The sequence below is a fragment of the Acidiphilium sp. JA12-A1 genome, assembly GCF_000724705.2.
In the GTDB taxonomy this organism is placed as follows: domain Bacteria; phylum Pseudomonadota; class Alphaproteobacteria; order Acetobacterales; family Acetobacteraceae; genus Acidiphilium; species Acidiphilium multivorum.
Window position 1 is genome coordinate 23632 of the sequence record NZ_JFHO01000029.1, and the last position, 16226, is coordinate 39857.

A 16226-nucleotide genomic window follows, 5' to 3' on the forward strand; every position below is an offset into this window, starting at 1 on the left:
GGTCTCGCTTGACCGGCGGGCCGGTACCATGATCCTCCGCTTCGTGCATGACCGGACCGATGCGATGACGCAACCCTGCCTGGCCATCCTGCTGGTCGAGGACGACGAGCTGACCGCCAATCTCGTGCGCGCCGCGCTCGGCGCCGAGGGGCATCTCGTCGCCGTCGCCGCCGATGGCCGGGACGGCCTGCTCCGCGCCGCCGCCGGCCATGAGGGCCGGGCCTGGGACCTGCTGATCGTCGACCGCATGCTCCCGGGCCTCGACGGTCTCGCCCTGGTCCGCACCCTGCGCGGCGCCGGCCTGACCATGCCGGCGCTGTTCCTCACCGCCCTCGGCGGCATCGACGACCGGGTCGAGGGCCTGCGCGCCGGCGGCGACGACTATCTCGTCAAGCCCTTCGCCGCCGCCGAACTCGCCGCCCGCGTCGCCGCCCTGGCCCGGCGCGGCGAGATGCGCCCCTCCGGGCCGGTGCTCCGGGTCGAGGATCTCGAACTCGACCGGCTCACCCGCGCCGTCACCCGCGCCGGCCGGCGCATCGACCTCAAGCCCCGCGAATACGAGGTGCTGGAATACCTGATGCGCCATGCCGGCCGCGTGGTGACGCGGACGATGCTGCTCGAGGATGTCTGGAACTTCCATTTCGACCCGCGCACCAGCGTGGTGGAGTCGCATGTCTCCCGCCTGCGCGCCAAGCTCGGGGCGGGCGCCGGGCGCGAGCTGCTGCACACCGTGCGCGGCGCCGGCTACCGCATCGGCGACCCCGCATGACCCGGCGCTGGCCCGCGTCCGGCCAACCCGCGATCCTGCGCACCTCCGGCGTCCGCCTCGCCGCCCTCGGCGCGGCGGTGGCGGCGATGGGGGCCGTCATCGTCTTCGTCGTGATCTATTACGGCACTCTCGGCTCCCTGCGGCAGACGCTCGATGCCTCGGTCACCAACGAGATCGGCGAGATCCTGCCGCAAGGGCCGGCGACGCCGCCGGCAGTGGCGGCCATAGCCATCCGCGCCGCCCTCGCGCAGCGGCCGTCCCGCATCTTCTACGCGCTGGCCGGGCCGAACGGCGCCCCCCTCGCGGGCAATCTGCGCCTCCCGCCGCCGGCGCCCGGCTGGCACACGCTGGACGCGCCGGAGGCCGACGCCTTCGCCCCAGGCGTGACGGAGCTGCGCGTCCTCGTGGTCCGCCTGCGCGGCGGCGCGTCGCTGCTCGTCGGCGTCGACGGCACGATGATCCGCCGGCTGAACGACCTGATCCGCCGCAGCTTCCTGATCGGCTTCGGCCTCACCCTCAGCCTCGGCCTTGCCGCCGGCATCGGTTTCGGCCGCAAGGCCCTCGCGCGGGTGAACGCGGTCAGCCTCGCCAGCCGCGAGATCATGGCCGGCGACCTGTCCCGCCGCATCCCGCTCGCCGGCACCGGCGACGAGTTCGACCGCCTGGCCGAAACCGTGAACGCGATGCTCGACCGCATGCAGCACCTGATGGAGAATCTCGGCGCCGTCGGCAACGACATCGCCCACGATCTCCGCTCGCCGCTGGCCCGGCTGCGCGAAACCCTCGAACTCGCGCTGCGCGACCCCGACCCGGCGGCGGCCGGGGCCGCCATCGCCGAGGCGATCGCGCAGGTCGATGGCGCGCTGGCGCTCTGCGGCGCCATTCTCCGCCTCGCGCAGATCGAAACCGGCGCCCGCCGCGCCTCCTTCTCCGACATCGACCTGACCGACCTGCTGGACCGCCTGGTCGAGACCTACGAGACCGTGGCCGAGGAGGCGGGCCACCGCCTCGCCGCGCATGTCCCGCGAGGCCTCGCCATCCGCGGCGATGCCCAGCTCCTCAACCAGATGTTCGCCAACCTGATCGAGAACGCGATCACCCATGCGGGGAGCGCGGCGCGGATCGGCCTCGTCGCCCGCGCCGATCCGGCCGGCGTGACGGTCCGCCTGACCGATGACGGTCCCGGCATCGCGCCGGACCGCCGGGGTGCCGCGCTGCGCCGCTTCGGCCGGCTCGACCCGGCGCGCCACCGCCCCGGCTACGGCCTCGGCCTGCCGCTCTCCGCCGCCATCGCCGACCTGCACGATGCCCGCTTCACGCTCGATGCCGCCGCACCCGGCGCCGATCGCCCGGGCCTCGCCGTCACCCTGGTCTTTCCGGCGGGCGGCGTCCCCCGGCCGGGCTGACCGCTTCGGCTCTATTTATCGACGGCGTCGAGCACCGCATCCGGTCCGGCCGGATCGGCGCGGGACGCCAGCAGCGCGCGCACGCGCCCGGCATCGTCCGGCGTCGCTGGATTGTAGACGATCATGCTCAGATCCGGCCGTCCATCCACCGCGAACGACGAATACTCCAGCGCGATGGGGCCGATCACCGGGTGGCGCAGCCGCTTGGCCCCGTCGCCCTGCGGCATCACCTCGTTCTCGTTCCACATCGCCGCGAATTCCGGGCTGGCGCGGCAGAGTTCGTCGACCAGCGGCGCCACCTCGGCATCGGCCCCGGCGCGGGCGGCATCGACCCGGAACGCGCCGACCACCGCCCGCGCCATCGCCGCCCAGTCGAACTGCGCCGCGCGCACGCGCGGGTCGGTGAAGATCATCCGCAGGATGTTGCGCTGCCCCGCCGGCAGCGCGTCGTAATTGGTGAACACGGCGGCGGCGGCGCGGTTCCAGGCCACCACGTCCCAGGTCGCGGTCCGCACGATCGCGGGGCTGAAGGGCAGCGCGTCGAGCAGCCGCTGCAGCCGCGGCGTGATCGCATCGCCGCCCCGGTAGCGCGCCTCCGGCGGATGGCCGCGCCCCAGCAGGAACAGGTGCTCGCGCTCGATCTCGGTCAGCATCAGCGCCCGCGCGATCCGGTCGAGCACCTCGGCCGAGGGATTCCCGCCGCGCCCCTGTTCGAGCCAAGTGTACCACGTGGCGCTGATATGGGCGCGCTGCGCGACCTCCTCGCGGCGCAGCCCGGCGGTCCGCCGCCGGCCCGCGGCCAGGCCGAGCGACGCGGGATCGAGCCTGGCGCGCCGGCTTTTCAGATAGGCGCCGAACCGGTTGTCGTCCTTCATCGTGCCGATCATGCCAGAAATCTCCGGCGCCGGCATCACCCGCCCGCATCCCCGCAGCGCGTGGCGCCGCGGACCCGGCGGCGGTAGCGCTGGATGCGCGCGAGCAGCCGCCGCAGTTCCGGGCCGATCTGCTCCAGCTCGTCCAGATGCGTCTGCGACAGCGCGGCGAGCCGCGCCTCGCCGCTTCCGGTCAGCGCCAGCCGCACCCGCCGCCCGTCTTCCGGGTCGGTCGCCCGCGCCACGAAACCGGCGGCCACCAGCCGGTCGACCAGTTCCACCGTGCTGTTGTGCTGCAGGATCAGGAACGCCGCGAGGTCGGAAACGCTCGCCGCGCCCTGGCCCTGCATGGCGCGGATGCCGAGCAGCGCCTGGTGCTGGCGCGGCGTCAGCCCGTCGCGCCGGGCGGCGGCCTCGCTGAAGGCGATGAACTTCCGCAGCGCGAAGCGGAACGAGGCCAGCATCTCGTAATCCTCGTCGGTCAACCGCGCATCAGCCATGCTGTCTCCTCTTCCCGGCGGGTTGCCGTTGTATATCGCATTACGATATATGGCCAGCTCTTCCCCGGCCCGGAGTCCGCCATCGATGTCACCTTCGCCCAGTCTGCCACCCCCCGTTCGCCTTGGCGACTTCACGACCGACCGCGGGATCTTCCGGCTGATCGGCTTCGGCGCCTGCGCCGGCCTGTTCGGCGTCATCGCCGGCTGGATCCTGCTGCGCATGATCGGGCTGATCAACGACCTCGCCTATTACGGCGTCTGGTCGACCCGGATGCTGGCGCCGGGCGGCGCCGCGCCGGGCGGCCATCCCGCGCTGTGGACGATCCTCGTTCCCGCCGGCGGCGCCGTGCTGATCGGCCTGATGGCCCGCTACGGCTCGGAGAAGATCCGCGGCCACGGCATCCCCGAGGCGATCGAGGCGATCCTGCTCGGCGGCGCCCGGCTCGACCTGCGGGTGGCGATCCTCAAGCCGATCTCGTCGGCGATCTCGATCGGCACCGGCGGCCCGTTCGGCGCCGAGGGGCCGATCATCATGACCGGCGGCGCCGCCGCCTCGCTGATGGCGCAGTGCTTCACCCTGACCGATGCCGAGCGCAAGACCCTGCTCGTCGCCGGCGCCTGCGCGGGCATGACGGCGGTTTTCGGCACCCCGGTCGCCGCCCTCCTGCTCGCGGTCGAACTCCTGCTGTTCGAGCTGAAGCCGCGCAGCATCATCCCCGTCGGCGTCGCCTGCATCACCGCCGCCATCCTCCGCCGCTTCTGCATGACGCCGGCGCCGCTGTTTCCCTATGCCGGCGGGGTGATCGTCGATCCGCTGCACGCCTTCGGCTGGCTCGGCCTCGGCCTCGCCGCCGGGCTCGGCTCCGCCCTGCTCACCGTGCTCGTCTACGCCGCCGAGGACGGGTTCGAGACACTGCCGATCCACTGGATGTGGTGGCCGGTGCTGGGCGGCCTCGTCGTCGGCATCGGCGGCGTGTTCGACCCGGCGGCCCTCGGCGTCGGCTATCCCGACATCGCGCGCCTGCTCGCCGGCACGCTCGCCGGCGGGGCCGCGATCCGTCTCGTCCTGGTCAAGGGCGTGATCTGGTCGGTGGCGCTGGGCTCGGGCACCTCGGGCGGCGTGCTGGCGCCGCTGCTGATCATCGGCGGCGCGCTCGGCGCCGTCCTCGCCCCCGTCATGCCGCACGCCGCCCCCGGCTTCTGGGCGGTGCTCGGCATGGCGGCGATGATGGGCGGCACCATGCGCGCCCCGCTGACCTCGACGCTGTTCGCCGTCGAACTCACCGGCAACCACCTCATCCTCCTGCCGGTGCTCGCCGCCAGCATGGCCAGCATGGCGGTGACCGTCCTGCTGATGAAGCGCTCGATCCTGACCGAGAAGATCGCCCGGCGCGGCCATCACCTCACCCGCGAATACAGCATCGACCCGCTGGCCGTGACCCGCATCCGCGACATCATGGCAACCGAGGTGGACACGCTGGCGGTGGACCTGCCGGTGGGGGCTGCGATCGAGCGCTTCCTCTCGCACGCGGCGGCCCACCGCGCCTTCCCGGTGACGGCGCCGGACGGCCTCGTGCTCGGCCTCGTCTCCCGCGCCGACATCCTCGACTGGATCGGCGACGAGGTGCGGCGCGACCTGCCCTTGCGCGCGATGATCGCCGGCCGCGAGGTGACGACCGCCGCGCCCGACGAGATGGCCGACACCATCGCGGTGCGGATGCTCACCCGGAACGCCCCGCGAATCCCCGTGGTCGACGCGGAAGGCCGCCTCCTTGGCATCGTCTCCCGCGCCGACCTGCTGCGCGTCCACCAGCGCGTCATGCTCGCCGAAACCCGCCGCGAGCGCTTTTTCCCCTTCCGCCGCCGCGCCGCCGCGAAGGAAGCGCAAAAGCCCGAGCCGCTCGCCGTGCCATGAGGCGCCCGCCGGATTGGCGCGCCGCCCCGACCCCGGCATAACGGCGGCGGACCATGAGGCCGGCCCCTCGATTCCGGCGGGAGCAAAGACATGCTGATCCTGAACCCCGATCCCGCCCACGGCGCGCCGCTGGACGCCGCCGACGCCGCGCTGCTCGGCGCCGACGCGGCCGATGAACTCGCCCGCTACCTCGCCCACCGCCCCGATCACCGCCCGACGCCGCTCATCGCCCTGCCTTGCCTCGCCGCGCGGCTCGGCGTCGCGGCACTCCACCTCAAGGACGAATCGACCCGCTTCGGCCTCGGCAGCTTCAAGGCGCTCGGCGGCGCCTACGCCGTGGTCCGCCTCGTGCTGGAGGAAGCCGCCCGCCGCCTCGGCCGCCCCGTCGGCTACGCCGACATGGCTGCGCCGGAGGTCCGCAACATCGCCGCCACCATGACCTTCGCCTGCGCGACCGACGGAAATCACGGCCGCTCGGTGGCGCAGGGGGCGGCGATGCTGGGCGGCCGCTGCGCGATCCTGGTGCACGCCGGCGTCAGCCCGGCGCGGGTGGCGGCGATCGCCGGCCTCGGCGCCGAGATCATCCGCGTCGACGGCACCTACGACGATTCGGTGGAAGAGGCCGCCCGCCTGTCCGCCGCGCGCGGCTGGACCGTCGTCTCCGACACGTCCTGGCCCGGCTACGAGCGGATTCCGGGCCTCGTCATGCAGGGCTATGTCGCGATGGTGGACGAGGCGCTCGCCGCCATGCCGGCGCCGCCCACCCATGTCTTCGTCCAGGCCGGCGTCGGCGGCCTCGCCGCCGCGGTCGCCGGCCATCTCGCCGAACGCCTCGGCGCGCGGCGGCCGACGCTCGTCGTCGTCGAGCCCGACCGCGCCGCCTGCGTGCTGGAGACCGCGCGCGCCGGACGCCCCGTCCGCATCGCCGCCGGCGCGCCGACGGTGATGGCCATGCTCGAATGCTACGAAACCTCGCTCGTCGCCTGGCGCATCCTCGCCCGCGCCGCCGACGCCTTCATGACGGTGAGCGAGGAGGACGCCGTCGCGGCGATGAACCGCCTCGCCCGGCCCGAGGCCGGCGACATGGCGGTGGTGGCCGGCGAAAGCGGCGGTGCCGGTCTCGCCGGCCTGCTCCGCGTCGCCGGCGATGCCGGGGCACGGCAGGCGCTCGGCTGCGGCGCGGAGGCGCGGATCCTGGTCTTCAATACCGAGGGCGCGACCGACACGGCGCGCTACCGCGACCTCGTCGGCCTCGACCCGGCGCTCGTGGCCGGCGCCGGGTCAGCGCCGGATCAGTAATAGCCCTTCTTGATCAGCGGCTCGATCTTGTCGAGCAGCGCCTTGTCGTCGGTGCCGGCGGCGGTGTTGACGTTCATGCCCTCGAGGTCGAACCGCTTGGTCAGCACGCACTGCACCACCGGCAGGAAGCCCTGCATGTAAAGCTGCTGGTTCAGCGTCGCGGCGATGTAGCCGCTCTTCACCCCGGCGATGGTGGTCGGCGCGAGATCGATGCCGCCGACGACGATCTGCCCGGGCTTCTTGCCGGCCTCCTGCAACGCCTTCGGAATGAACGAGGTCACCAGCCCCTGCTGCGTGCCGATCGCCTTGAGCTTCGGATGCCGCTCGATGAAGGCGACGAGGATCGGCACCGACAGCGCCGGATCGGCGTTGACGGCGTTCGAGATGTTGAGCTTGTAGACCTTGAGCCCGGCCTTCTTCAGCCCCATCACCAGGCCCTCGTCGGATTCGCCGCGGATCCCCTCGGCGAAGACGCCGTATTCGAGCGCCTCGTCACCCGGCTTCAGGTGCCCGGCCTTGACCATCGCCGCCGCGGTGGTCTCGCCGCCCTGCACGAGATAGGTGCCGACATAGCCGAACCCGTTGGTCCGGTATTTCGCCTCGAGCTTGGGCAGCGGCACGTTCCCGGCGGTGACCACCATGCCCTGGGCCTCGGCCTTGCTCACCAGCGGCGCGAAGGCGGCGTTGCCCGGATGGCCCATGATCTCGGCGCATTGCGGCCCGGCGGCGATGGCCTGGCGGAACTGCTCGATCATCTTTTCCGGCTGCCAGTCGGAATATTGCGAGATCAGCCGCACGCCGAGCGCCTTGGCCGCCGCCTTGGCGCCGAGTTCGCGCGGCAGCGTCGAGGCGTCGCCGGGGCTGCCGCCCATCTGGAAATACATGGTCAGCCCGGCGCCGAGCTTGTGCTGCGGGGCCGCGGCGGCCGTGCCGCAGAACAGCGCCGCCGCGATGGCGGCCGCCGAAGCGAAGGACATCCTGAGTTTCATCCCGTCTCTCCCTTTGTTTGCCTTGAGGTGCCCGTCATGCCGGCGGGCTTTACTCGCGTTGCATCAGTCGTCGCTGCAGAGCCTTCACCCTCGCCGGGTCGCCGAGACCGGTGTGCAGCACCACCGCGGCGACGAACACGAGGCCGACGATCACCTCGACCCAGAACCCCGAAACCCCGGTCGCGACGATCCCGGCATCGAGCATGCCGATGATCATGGCGCCGAAGAAACTGCCGACCACGGTGGCCGATCCGCCGAACACCGAGGAACCGCCGATGAACACGGCGGCGAGCGCCGAAAGCAGCAGCCCCTGGCCCTGCGTCGAGAAATAGCTGAGATTGGCGACGGTCATCAGGAAGCTCGCGAAGCCGGCGAGCGCGCCCATCAGGGTGAACAGCTTGATCCGCTCGCGGACCGTGTTGATCCCGACCACCCGCGCCACCTCGCGCGAATCGCCGATGAACAGCAGGTGCTCGCCGAAGCGGTGCCGGTTCAGGATCGCCCAGATCAGCGCCGCGACGGCCACCGCCCACAGCGCCTCCACCGGCACGCCGAGCAGCGTCCCCGAGAACACCCGCGCGATCACGGTGCCGGTCAGGTCGTTCAGCGCGTAGGACAGGCCGCCCGAAAGCACGGTCGCCACACCGCTCCAGAAGAACGACGTGCCGATGGTGATGATGATCGAGGGAATGCCGAGTGCGGCGACCAGCCAGCCATTGATCACGCCCACCAGCGCGCCGCCGCCGATCGCGGCGACCAGGCCGAGCCAGGGCATGTGCAGCTTGTCGGCGCAGAACGCGAACAGGAAGCCCGACAGCGCGATGACCGCCGGGAACGACAGGTCGATCTCCCCGGCCGCGATCACCAGCGTGAGGCCGAGCGAGAGCACCAGCATCGGCGGAATCGTGACGAGGAAGGAATTGTAGATCGGCCAGCGGAGGAAAACCTCCGGCGCGAAGCCGATATAGATGCCGATCAGCGCGAAGAACACGACGATGATCGGCACCGCGCCGAGATGCGCGTGCCAGCGCGGGGAGGATTTCGGCGCCGCCGGGCGTCCCGTGCTCACGTCGCTGCCGCTCATGCGTGGCCTCCTGTTGCCGGCGTGCCGTGTTGCAGGTCGATCAGGAACCGGGTGAGATCCTCGAGGGTCATCTCCGCCGGCCGTATGTTGGCGACGATGCGCCCGCGGTCGAGCACCACCAGCCGGTCCGCCAGCGCGTGCACATGCGCGAGATTGTGCTCGATATAGATCGCCGCCCGCCCCGAGCGCTTGATCGAGCGGACGAAGTCCAGCACCTTCTGCACCTCGCTGATGGCGAGCGCCGTGGTCGGCTCGTCGAGGATGATCAGGTCGGAATCGAAATGCATCGCCCGGCCGATCGCGATGCCCTGCCGCTCGCCGCCCGACAGCTTGGCGACGGTCGAATCCGCGTCGATCCCGACGCCGCGGAACCCGAGCTGGCGCTGCAGGATCTCGTTGGCGATGCGCCGCTGCTCGCGCACGTTGATGAAGCCGAAGCGGTTGACGATCTGCCGGCCGACGAAGAAGTTCCGCCACAACGGCTGCTTCTCGCCGAGCGACTTCTCCTGGTACACGGTCTCGAATTTCAGCGAATGCGCGCGCCGGACCGAATAATTGTAGAGGTCCACCGCCTCGTCGCGAATATAGAGCCGCCCCGAACTCGGCCGCACCACGCCGGTCAGCGCCTTGATGAGGGTGGACTTGCCGGCGCCGTTATCGCCGATCAGGCCGACAATCTCGTTGCGCCCGATCGCCAGATCTATATTGTCGAGGGCGCGCACCTTGCCGAACGAGACGCAGAGTTTCTCGGCGCGGACGATGTCGGACCAGCCGCCGGCCGCCCTCCTGTCTTCGTTCGGCGTGCCGCCGCCGGAAGCTGCGATCGCGTTGCCTGTTGCGCCCATGTTTCGGCTTTCGTTGACGTTTCCAGCCGTTGATTATCGATGAAAAACAGGTCAAGTCAACAGTTCCGTTATCGCCGGCCTACAATTTTCCGTGCGGTCCCGCACCGGCTTTCCGCCGCGCGCCGTCTTGCCCGCGCCGCCGCCGCCTGATTTAACCATGCGAAACAGGGGAGACCGACCATGAACGAAATGCCGCCCGGAATCACCAGGGCCGACGAGGGGATCGGCGGCGTGGTCTGGAACGTCCTCGGCCAGACCTACACGCTGAAGCAGGAGTCGGAGCATTCGATGGCCTGGCACGCGGTCTTCCCGCCCGGCACCTTCGTCCCCCCGCACATCCACCCGACGCAGGACGAATTCATCTACATGCTGGAGGGAAAATTCGATCTCTGGCTCGACGGGCAGGATCTGTCGGCCGGCCCCGGCGACCTGGTCCGCATGCCGATGAACAGGCCGCACGGCATCTTCAACCGTTCCGACGCCGACGTGAAATGCGTGTTCTGGGTCGCCCCCAGCCGCTCGCTGCGCGCCCTGTTCGAGCGCATCCACAACCTCGCCGACCCCGCCGAGGTCGTCCGCATCGCGGCGGAGCACGAGGTCCATTTCCTGCCGCCGGGCTGAACCCGCCATGCGCGTGCTCATCGCCGGCGGCGGCATCGGCGGGCTCACCCTCGCCCTCATGCTGCACCGACGCGGCATCGAGTGCCAGGTGCTGGAGGCCGCGCCGGCAATCCGCCCGCTCGGCGTCGGCATCAACATCCTGCCGCACGCCGTCCGCGAACTCGCCGCCCTCGGCCTGCTGCCCGCGCTCGACGAAATCGGCCTGCGCACCCGCGCGCTCTCCTACCTCAACCATCGCGGCCAGGTGATCTGGACCGAGACGCGCGGCCTGCACGCCGGCCACGACGTGCCGCAATTCTCCATCCATCGCGGCAAGCTGCAGGACATGCTCTGGCGCGCCGCGCGCGAGCGGCTGGGGGAGGGGGCTCTGCGCCCGGATGCGCGCGTCGCCGCCGCCGCCGAGGCGGATGGCGCGGTGGCGGTCACGCTCACCAACGCCGCCGGCGCCCGCGAGACGATCGCCGGCGACGCGCTGATCGGCGCCGACGGCATCCACTCCACCCTGCGCCCGCTCCTGCTCGGCGCCGACCCGCCGATGCGCTGGAACGGCATCCAGATGTGGCGCGGCGCGCTCGACTGGCCGGCCTTCGGCACCGGCGACGAGATGATCATCGCCGGCAACGCCACCGCCAAGCTCGTCTTCTACCCGATCGGCCAGCCCGCCGCCGACGGCAGCCGGCTGACCAACTGGGTCGTCTATGCCCGCACCGGCGCCGAGGGCACGCCGCCGCCCGCGCGCGAAAGCTGGTCGCGCCGCGGCGCCTGGGAGGAGTTCGCCCCGCTGGTCGCCGGCTTCGCGCTGCCCTTCGTCGATGTCGGGCGCCTCGCCCGCGCCACCAGCGAAATCTTCCTCTACCCGATGTGCGACCGCGATCCGCTGGAGCGCTGGACGCGGGGGCGCATCACCCTGCTCGGCGATGCCGCGCACGCGATGTATCCGGTCGGCTCGAACGGCGCCTCGCAGGCGATCCTCGACGCGCGCTGCCTCGCCGATACTCTCGCCGAAAGCGCCGACATCCCCGCCGCGCTCGCCGCCTACGAGGCCGAGCGCCGCCCCGCGACCGCCGCCGTCGTGCGCTCCAACCGCGTCGGCGGCCCCGAGCGCGTCATCGACCTCGTCGCCGCCCGCGCCCCCGACGGCTTCGCCCGGATCGGCGACGTCGCCCGCCCCGACGAGCTGGAGGCCATCGTCCGCGGCTACGCCACGCTCGCCGGCTTCGCGGCGCCGCAACCCGGCGCCAGCGCGCCATGACCGACCCGTCCGACCCCGTCTTCCAGTATCTCGCCGGGCAGATGCGCCCCGGCCATCCGGCGCTGATCGAGGCCTTCCTGCGCGAGGGCGAGGCCGCCATCGCCGCCCGCGCGCCGCGGCTCGACATCCCCTACGGCCCGCATGAGCGCGAACGCTTCGACCTCTTCGCCGCCCCCGGTGCCGCGGCGACCCTGCTCTACCTGCACGCCGGCTACTGGCAGGGGCGCGACAAGGCGCAGTTCCGCTTCCTCGCGCCGCCCTTCGTCGATGCCGGCTTCAACGTCGCGCTGGCGAACTACCCGCTCTGCCCCGATGCCAGCCTCGCCGCGCTGACCGACTCCGTGCGCCGCGCCGTCCCCGCCGTCCTGCGCGCCGCCGGCACCGGCGGCCTCGTCGCCATCGGCCATTCCGCCGGCGCCCATCTCGCCGCCGAACTCGCGCTGACCGACTGGGACGGGCCGAGCCCGATCACCGCCGTCGTCGGCCTCAGCGGCGTCTACGATCTCGATCCGCTGCGCGCCACACCGCTGAACGACCGCCTCGGGCTCGACGCCGCCGCCGCCCGCGCCGCCTCGCCGGTGCATCGCGTGAAGCCGCGCATGCCGCCGGCGATCTTCGCCGTCGGCGGCGACGAAACCCCCGCCTTCCGGGCGCAGACCGGCGCGATGCACGCGGCCTGGCGCGCCGCCGGCAACATCGCCCGCGAGATCATCGTTCCCGGTGCCGATCATTTCTCTCTCCTGCGCCACCTGGCCGATCCCGCGTCGCCGCTCTTCGCCGCCATCGCCCCGCTCGCCGCCCCGCGCCGCTGATCCGCCCCGCCGCGCAATGATCGAGATCAATGCGCCGCCGGCCGTCCCCTGTCGTCTTTCCGGCCTCATGCTTTCGGGGAATGTCCAATGATGAGAGCCGATCTCCTGGCCGAGGCGCCACCAGCCGATGACGGCCGCGCGCCCTGGTCTCACGCCGAGTTCGAGGCGAAGCTGCGCGAGGCCGGCAGCGCCTACCACATCCACCATCCGTTCAACGTGATGCTCAACACCGGCAAGGCGACGCCGGAGCAGATCCGCATGTGGGTCGCCAACCGCTTCTATTACCAGATCGCGATCCCGGTGAAGGACGCGGCGATCCTCTCCAACTGCCCCGACCGCGAGATCCGCCGCGGCTGGATCCGCCGCCTCCTCGACCATGACGGGTTCGACTACGAACTGCCCGACGGCTCGCGCCTGCGCGACGAGGGCGGCATCGAGGCCTGGCTCCGCCTCGGCATCGCCACCGGCCTCGCGCGCGAGGAGATGCTCGACCTGCGCCACCTCTTGCCCGGCGTGCGCTTCGCGGTCGACGCCTATGTCAATTTCGCCCGCCGCGCGCCCTGGCAGGAGGCCGTCTGCTCCTCGCTGACCGAGCTTTTCGCCCCCGACATCCATCGCCAGCGCCTCGCCACCTGGCCCGGACACTACCCCTGGATCGAGAGCGAGGGGCTCGACTATTTCCGCAACCGCACCAGCCAGGCCCCGCGCGACGTCGTCCACGGCCTGCGGATCACGCTCGCCCATTTCGCGACCCGGCCGATGCAGGAGCGCGCCCTGCAGATCCTCAAGTTCAAGCTGGACATTCTGTGGACGATGAACGACGAGATGGGACGACATTACGGCGTCGCCGCCTGACCGCCCGGGTCCACCGCCCGGCGCCGGCCGCGCCGCCCGCCCGCAAGCCAGCCGGAGACCGTGCAGATGCCGAGCGACAGGCCCCACAACCTCGCGGACAGGGTCCGCCTGCGCGCCGAGGCGCTGCTCGCCGCCGGCTGGGGCCGGCTGACCAAGGTCACGTTCGACTGGCGCCGTTCCGACGGCCGCTGGCAGACCCTCACCCGCGAGGTCTACGACGTCGGCAACGGCGCGGCGATCCTGCTCTACGATCCCGCCCGCCGCACCGTCATCCTGGTGCGGCAGTTCCGCTATCCTGCCTTCGCCGAGAGCGGCGACGGCCTCGTGCTCGAAGCCATCGCCGGCAAGCTCGACGCCGCCCACCCCGAGGCCCGCATCATCGCCGAGACCGAGGAGGAAACCGGCTACCGCATCGCTGAAATCCGCCCCGTCTTCAGCGCCTACATGAGCCCCGGCGCGCTCACCGAGAAACTCTTCTTCTTCGTCGCCCGCTACACCCCGGCCGACCGCGTCGCCCCCGGCGGCGGCTGCCCCGAGGAGGGCGAGGACATCGAGACCGTCGAACTCGACATCGACGACGCGCTGCGCCGCATCGAAACCGGCGAGATCCACGACGCCAAGGCGATCATGCTGTTGCACTACGCCGCCCTGCACCTCTTCCCGCGCCAGGAGCCCTCGCCATGACCCGCCCGTTCCGCCTTGTCGACGTGTTCGGCACCGCCCCCTTCACCGGCAACCCGCTCGCCGTGATCGCCGATGCCGACGGCCTGTCCACCGCCGAGATGCAGGCGATCACACGCTGGCTCAACCTGTCGGAAACCACCTTCCTGCTCCCGCCCGCCGACCCCGCCGCCGATTACCGCGTCCGCATCTTTTCCCTCTCGCGCGAACTCCCCTTCGCCGGCCACCCCACGCTCGGCACCGCCCATGCCTGGGCGGAGGCCGGCGGCATCCCGAAGCGGAACGGCGTCATCGTGCAGGAATGCGGCGCCGGCCTCGTCACCATCCGCCGCGATGCCGACCGTCTCGCCTTCGCCGCGCCGCCGCTGCTGCGCGGCGGCCCGCCCGACGAGGCGGACATCGCCGAGGTCGCCGCCGTGCTGCGCATCGACCGCGCCGCCATCGTCGATGCCGCCTGGGTGGACAACGGCCCCGGCTGGATCTGCGCGATGCTCGCCTCCGCCGCCGAGGTGCTGGCGATCGAGCCGGCGCGCCACCATGGCCGGCCCATCGATATCGGCGTGGTCGGCCCGCACGAACCCGGCGGTGCCGCCGCGTTCGAGATCCGCGCCCTCTTCACCAACCCGGAAGGCGTGCTGGTCGAGGACCCGGTCACCGGCAGCCTCAACGCCTCGGTCGGCCAGTGGCTGTTCGCCAGCGGCCGTGCAAATGGCGCCTATGTCGCGGCGCAGGGCACCCGGCTCGGCCGCGCCGGCCGCGTCCATGTCGAGCAGGACGCGGCGGGCCAGGTCTGGGTCGGCGGCGCCGTCCGCACCCTGTTCGCCGGCCACGCGCTCTGACCCGCCCGGCGCCCGCGCCGGGTTGATCCATGTCCCCGCCCGGCGCTTGTGCCGGGTTGATCCATGTCCCCGCCCGGCGCCCGTGCCGGGTTGATCCATGTCATTGTCCGCGCCGCCGTCCGGCGGCAGGTTCGGAACCGTCCGGTAACGAAACCTTGCCGGCCTCTCGCGGAGGAGCGCGGCCCCGATGTGTCTCGGTATCCCCATGCAGGTCGTGGCGATCGACGGTTTCAACGCCGTCTGCGAGGCCCAGGGCGTGCGCCGCGCCGTCAGCCTGTTCATGCTCGGCGCCGGCGAGGTCGCGCCCGGCGACCATGTCATGGTCCATGTCGGCTACGCGCTGCGGAAAATGACCGAGGGCGAGGCCCGCTCCGCCTGGGAGCTGCTCGCCGTCCTCGGCGAGGCCGCGCCGTGAGCGCGGGGCGGCGATGAGCGGCGAGGCCGAGGCCCGGCTCTGGCTCGGCCGCATCCGCGCCCTGCCGCCGGGCCCGCCGGTCGCCATCATGAATGTCTGCGGCGGGCATGAGCGCAGCCTCAGCATGCTCGGCCTGCGCGCCCTCCTGCCGGAGGGTGTGCGCATCATCCCCGGCCCCGGCTGCCCGGTCTGCGTCTGCCCCGAGGAAGACCTCGCCGACGCGATCGCCCTGGCGATGGCCGGCGGCGTCACCCTCGTCGCCTTCGGCGACATGCTGCGCGTGCCGATCAACGCGCCGAAGGGCGAGGTCGCCTCGCTCGCCGCCGCCCGCGCCGCCGGCGCGGATGTGCGCCCCATCGCCGCGCCGCAGGACGCGGTGGCGATCGCCCGCGCCGCGCCGAGCCGCCCGGTCGTCTTCTTCGTCGCCGGCTTCGAGACGACGACGGCGCCGGTCGCCGCCATGCTGGCCGAGGGCGTGCCGGACAATCTCTCGGTCCTGCTCGCCGCACGGCTCACCTGGCCCGCCGTCGCCATGCTGCTCGCCGAGGAGGACAACGCGCTGGACGCCCTGGTCGCCCCCGGCCACGTGGCGACGGTGATGGGTGCCGAGGAATGGCGCTTCGTCGCCGAGCGTCACGCCCTGCCGGTCGCGGTCGCCGGGTTCTCCGCCGAAAGCCTGCTGGCGGCGATCTATTCGGTCCTCCGCCAGAAGCGCGAGGGCAGGGCCTTCCTCGACAATTGCTATCCCGAGCTGGTCCGCCCGGAGGGCAACCCCACCGCCCGCCGCCTGCTCGACGAGGTGATGGAGGTGACCGACGCCGCCTGGCGCGGCATCGGCGTCATCCCCCGCTCCGGCTTCGCCCTGCGCGAAGGCTGGCGCGCGCACGACGCCCGCGCCCGCCACGTCATCGCCGCGCCGCCCCGCCGCCGCGCCGGCGAGATGCCGCCGGGCTGCGACTGCGCCAGCGTCGTCCTCGGCCGCCGCCAGCCCGACCAGTGCCGCCTCTACGGCCGGGCCTGCACGCCGCGCCACCCGGTCGGTCCCTGCATGGTCTCGGACGAAGGCGCCTGC

At 72.2% G+C, this 16226-nt stretch carries 17 protein-coding genes; 12 read left to right on the forward strand and 5 right to left on the reverse strand.

The genetic code is table 11. The features are described from left to right. Nucleotides 1–28 precede the first annotated feature (28 nt). Nucleotides 29–769, forward strand: coding sequence for a response regulator transcription factor (locus tag RT91_RS05445; RefSeq protein WP_082468547.1), 741 nt, complete (start codon nt 29–31; stop codon nt 767–769). Continuing rightward, the gene (locus tag RT91_RS05450) at nt 766–2175 is read left to right on the forward strand and encodes a HAMP domain-containing sensor histidine kinase (RefSeq protein ID WP_035186100.1); all 1410 of its coding nucleotides are present in this window, start codon (nt 766–768) and stop codon (nt 2173–2175) included. Before RT91_RS05445 ends, RT91_RS05450 begins: the two co-directional genes overlap by 4 nt. Nucleotides 2176–2186: 11 nt before the next feature. Here RT91_RS05450 and RT91_RS05455 read toward each other — a convergent pair whose 3' ends face one another. After that, a complete protein-coding gene (locus tag RT91_RS05455) occupies nt 2187–3086 on the reverse strand; it encodes a helix-turn-helix transcriptional regulator (protein ID WP_035186102.1) in 900 nt (299 codons plus the stop codon). Beyond that, nucleotides 3086–3547 (reverse strand): MarR family winged helix-turn-helix transcriptional regulator, encoded by a 462-nt coding sequence (locus tag RT91_RS05460; RefSeq protein WP_011941441.1) that lies wholly within the window; start codon nt 3545–3547, stop codon nt 3086–3088. The genes RT91_RS05455 and RT91_RS05460 overlap by 1 nt, the downstream gene beginning before the upstream one ends. Nucleotides 3548–3632: 85 nt before the next feature. Between RT91_RS05460 and RT91_RS05465 the strand changes: the two genes are divergently transcribed. Both RT91_RS05465 and RT91_RS05470 read left to right on the forward strand, forming a co-directional pair. Then, nucleotides 3633–5462: a chloride channel protein gene (locus tag RT91_RS05465; RefSeq protein WP_035186104.1), complete on the forward strand. Its 1830-nt coding sequence runs from the start codon at nt 3633–3635 to the stop codon at nt 5460–5462. A 90-nt stretch (nt 5463–5552) separates the two neighbouring features. Then, nucleotides 5553–6761 (forward strand): diaminopropionate ammonia-lyase, encoded by a 1209-nt coding sequence (locus tag RT91_RS05470; protein ID WP_035186105.1) that lies wholly within the window; start codon nt 5553–5555, stop codon nt 6759–6761. Here RT91_RS05470 and RT91_RS05475 read toward each other — a convergent pair. Genes RT91_RS05475 through RT91_RS05485 form a run of 3 tightly spaced genes read right to left on the reverse strand, consistent with a single transcriptional unit; the run spans nt 6755 to nt 9679 of the window. Further along, the gene (locus RT91_RS05475; protein ID WP_011941443.1) at nt 6755–7750 is read right to left on the reverse strand and encodes a substrate-binding domain-containing protein; all 996 of its coding nucleotides are present in this window, start codon (nt 7748–7750) and stop codon (nt 6755–6757) included. The genes RT91_RS05470 and RT91_RS05475 overlap by 7 nt on opposite strands. Nucleotides 7751–7799: 49 nt before the next feature. Then, the gene (locus RT91_RS05480) at nt 7800–8834 is read right to left on the reverse strand and encodes an ABC transporter permease (protein ID WP_007423907.1); all 1035 of its coding nucleotides are present in this window, start codon (nt 8832–8834) and stop codon (nt 7800–7802) included. After that, complete coding sequence (locus RT91_RS05485) at nt 8831–9679, reverse strand: ATP-binding cassette domain-containing protein (protein ID WP_007423908.1); 849 nt, start codon at nt 9677–9679, stop codon at nt 8831–8833. Before RT91_RS05485 ends, RT91_RS05480 begins: the two co-directional genes overlap by 4 nt. 180 nt (nt 9680–9859) lie before the next feature. Between RT91_RS05485 and RT91_RS05490 the strand changes: the two genes are divergently transcribed. The 8 genes from RT91_RS05490 to hypD all read left to right on the forward strand — a co-directional run. Beyond that, the gene (locus RT91_RS05490) at nt 9860–10300 is read left to right on the forward strand and encodes a cupin domain-containing protein (RefSeq protein ID WP_007423909.1); all 441 of its coding nucleotides are present in this window, start codon (nt 9860–9862) and stop codon (nt 10298–10300) included. 7 nt (nt 10301–10307) lie between these two features. Further along, nucleotides 10308–11552: a flavin-dependent oxidoreductase gene (locus tag RT91_RS05495; protein ID WP_035186106.1), complete on the forward strand. Its 1245-nt coding sequence runs from the start codon at nt 10308–10310 to the stop codon at nt 11550–11552. Beyond that, nucleotides 11549–12364: an alpha/beta hydrolase gene (locus RT91_RS05500; protein WP_035186108.1), complete on the forward strand. Its 816-nt coding sequence runs from the start codon at nt 11549–11551 to the stop codon at nt 12362–12364. The genes RT91_RS05495 and RT91_RS05500 overlap by 4 nt, the downstream gene beginning before the upstream one ends. 90 nt (nt 12365–12454) lie before the next feature. Then, nucleotides 12455–13219 (forward strand): pyrroloquinoline-quinone synthase PqqC, encoded by a 765-nt coding sequence (gene pqqC, locus RT91_RS05505; RefSeq protein WP_231295331.1) that lies wholly within the window; start codon nt 12455–12457, stop codon nt 13217–13219. A gap of 66 nt (nt 13220–13285) precedes the next feature. After that, nucleotides 13286–13903, forward strand: coding sequence for an NUDIX domain-containing protein (locus tag RT91_RS05510; protein WP_035186110.1), 618 nt, complete (start codon nt 13286–13288; stop codon nt 13901–13903). Then, a complete protein-coding gene (locus RT91_RS05515) occupies nt 13900–14739 on the forward strand; it encodes a PhzF family phenazine biosynthesis protein (RefSeq protein ID WP_035186112.1) in 840 nt (279 codons plus the stop codon). Before RT91_RS05510 ends, RT91_RS05515 begins: the two co-directional genes overlap by 4 nt. Nucleotides 14740–14926: 187 nt before the next feature. After that, on the forward strand, nt 14927–15154 hold the full coding sequence (locus RT91_RS05520) for a HypC/HybG/HupF family hydrogenase formation chaperone (protein ID WP_007424663.1): 228 nt from the start codon (nt 14927–14929) through the stop codon (nt 15152–15154). A 13-nt stretch (nt 15155–15167) separates the two neighbouring features. Continuing rightward, nucleotides 15168–16226 (forward strand): hydrogenase formation protein HypD (gene hypD, locus RT91_RS05525; RefSeq protein ID WP_035186113.1); only part of this gene is annotated, 1059 nt, incomplete at its 3' end.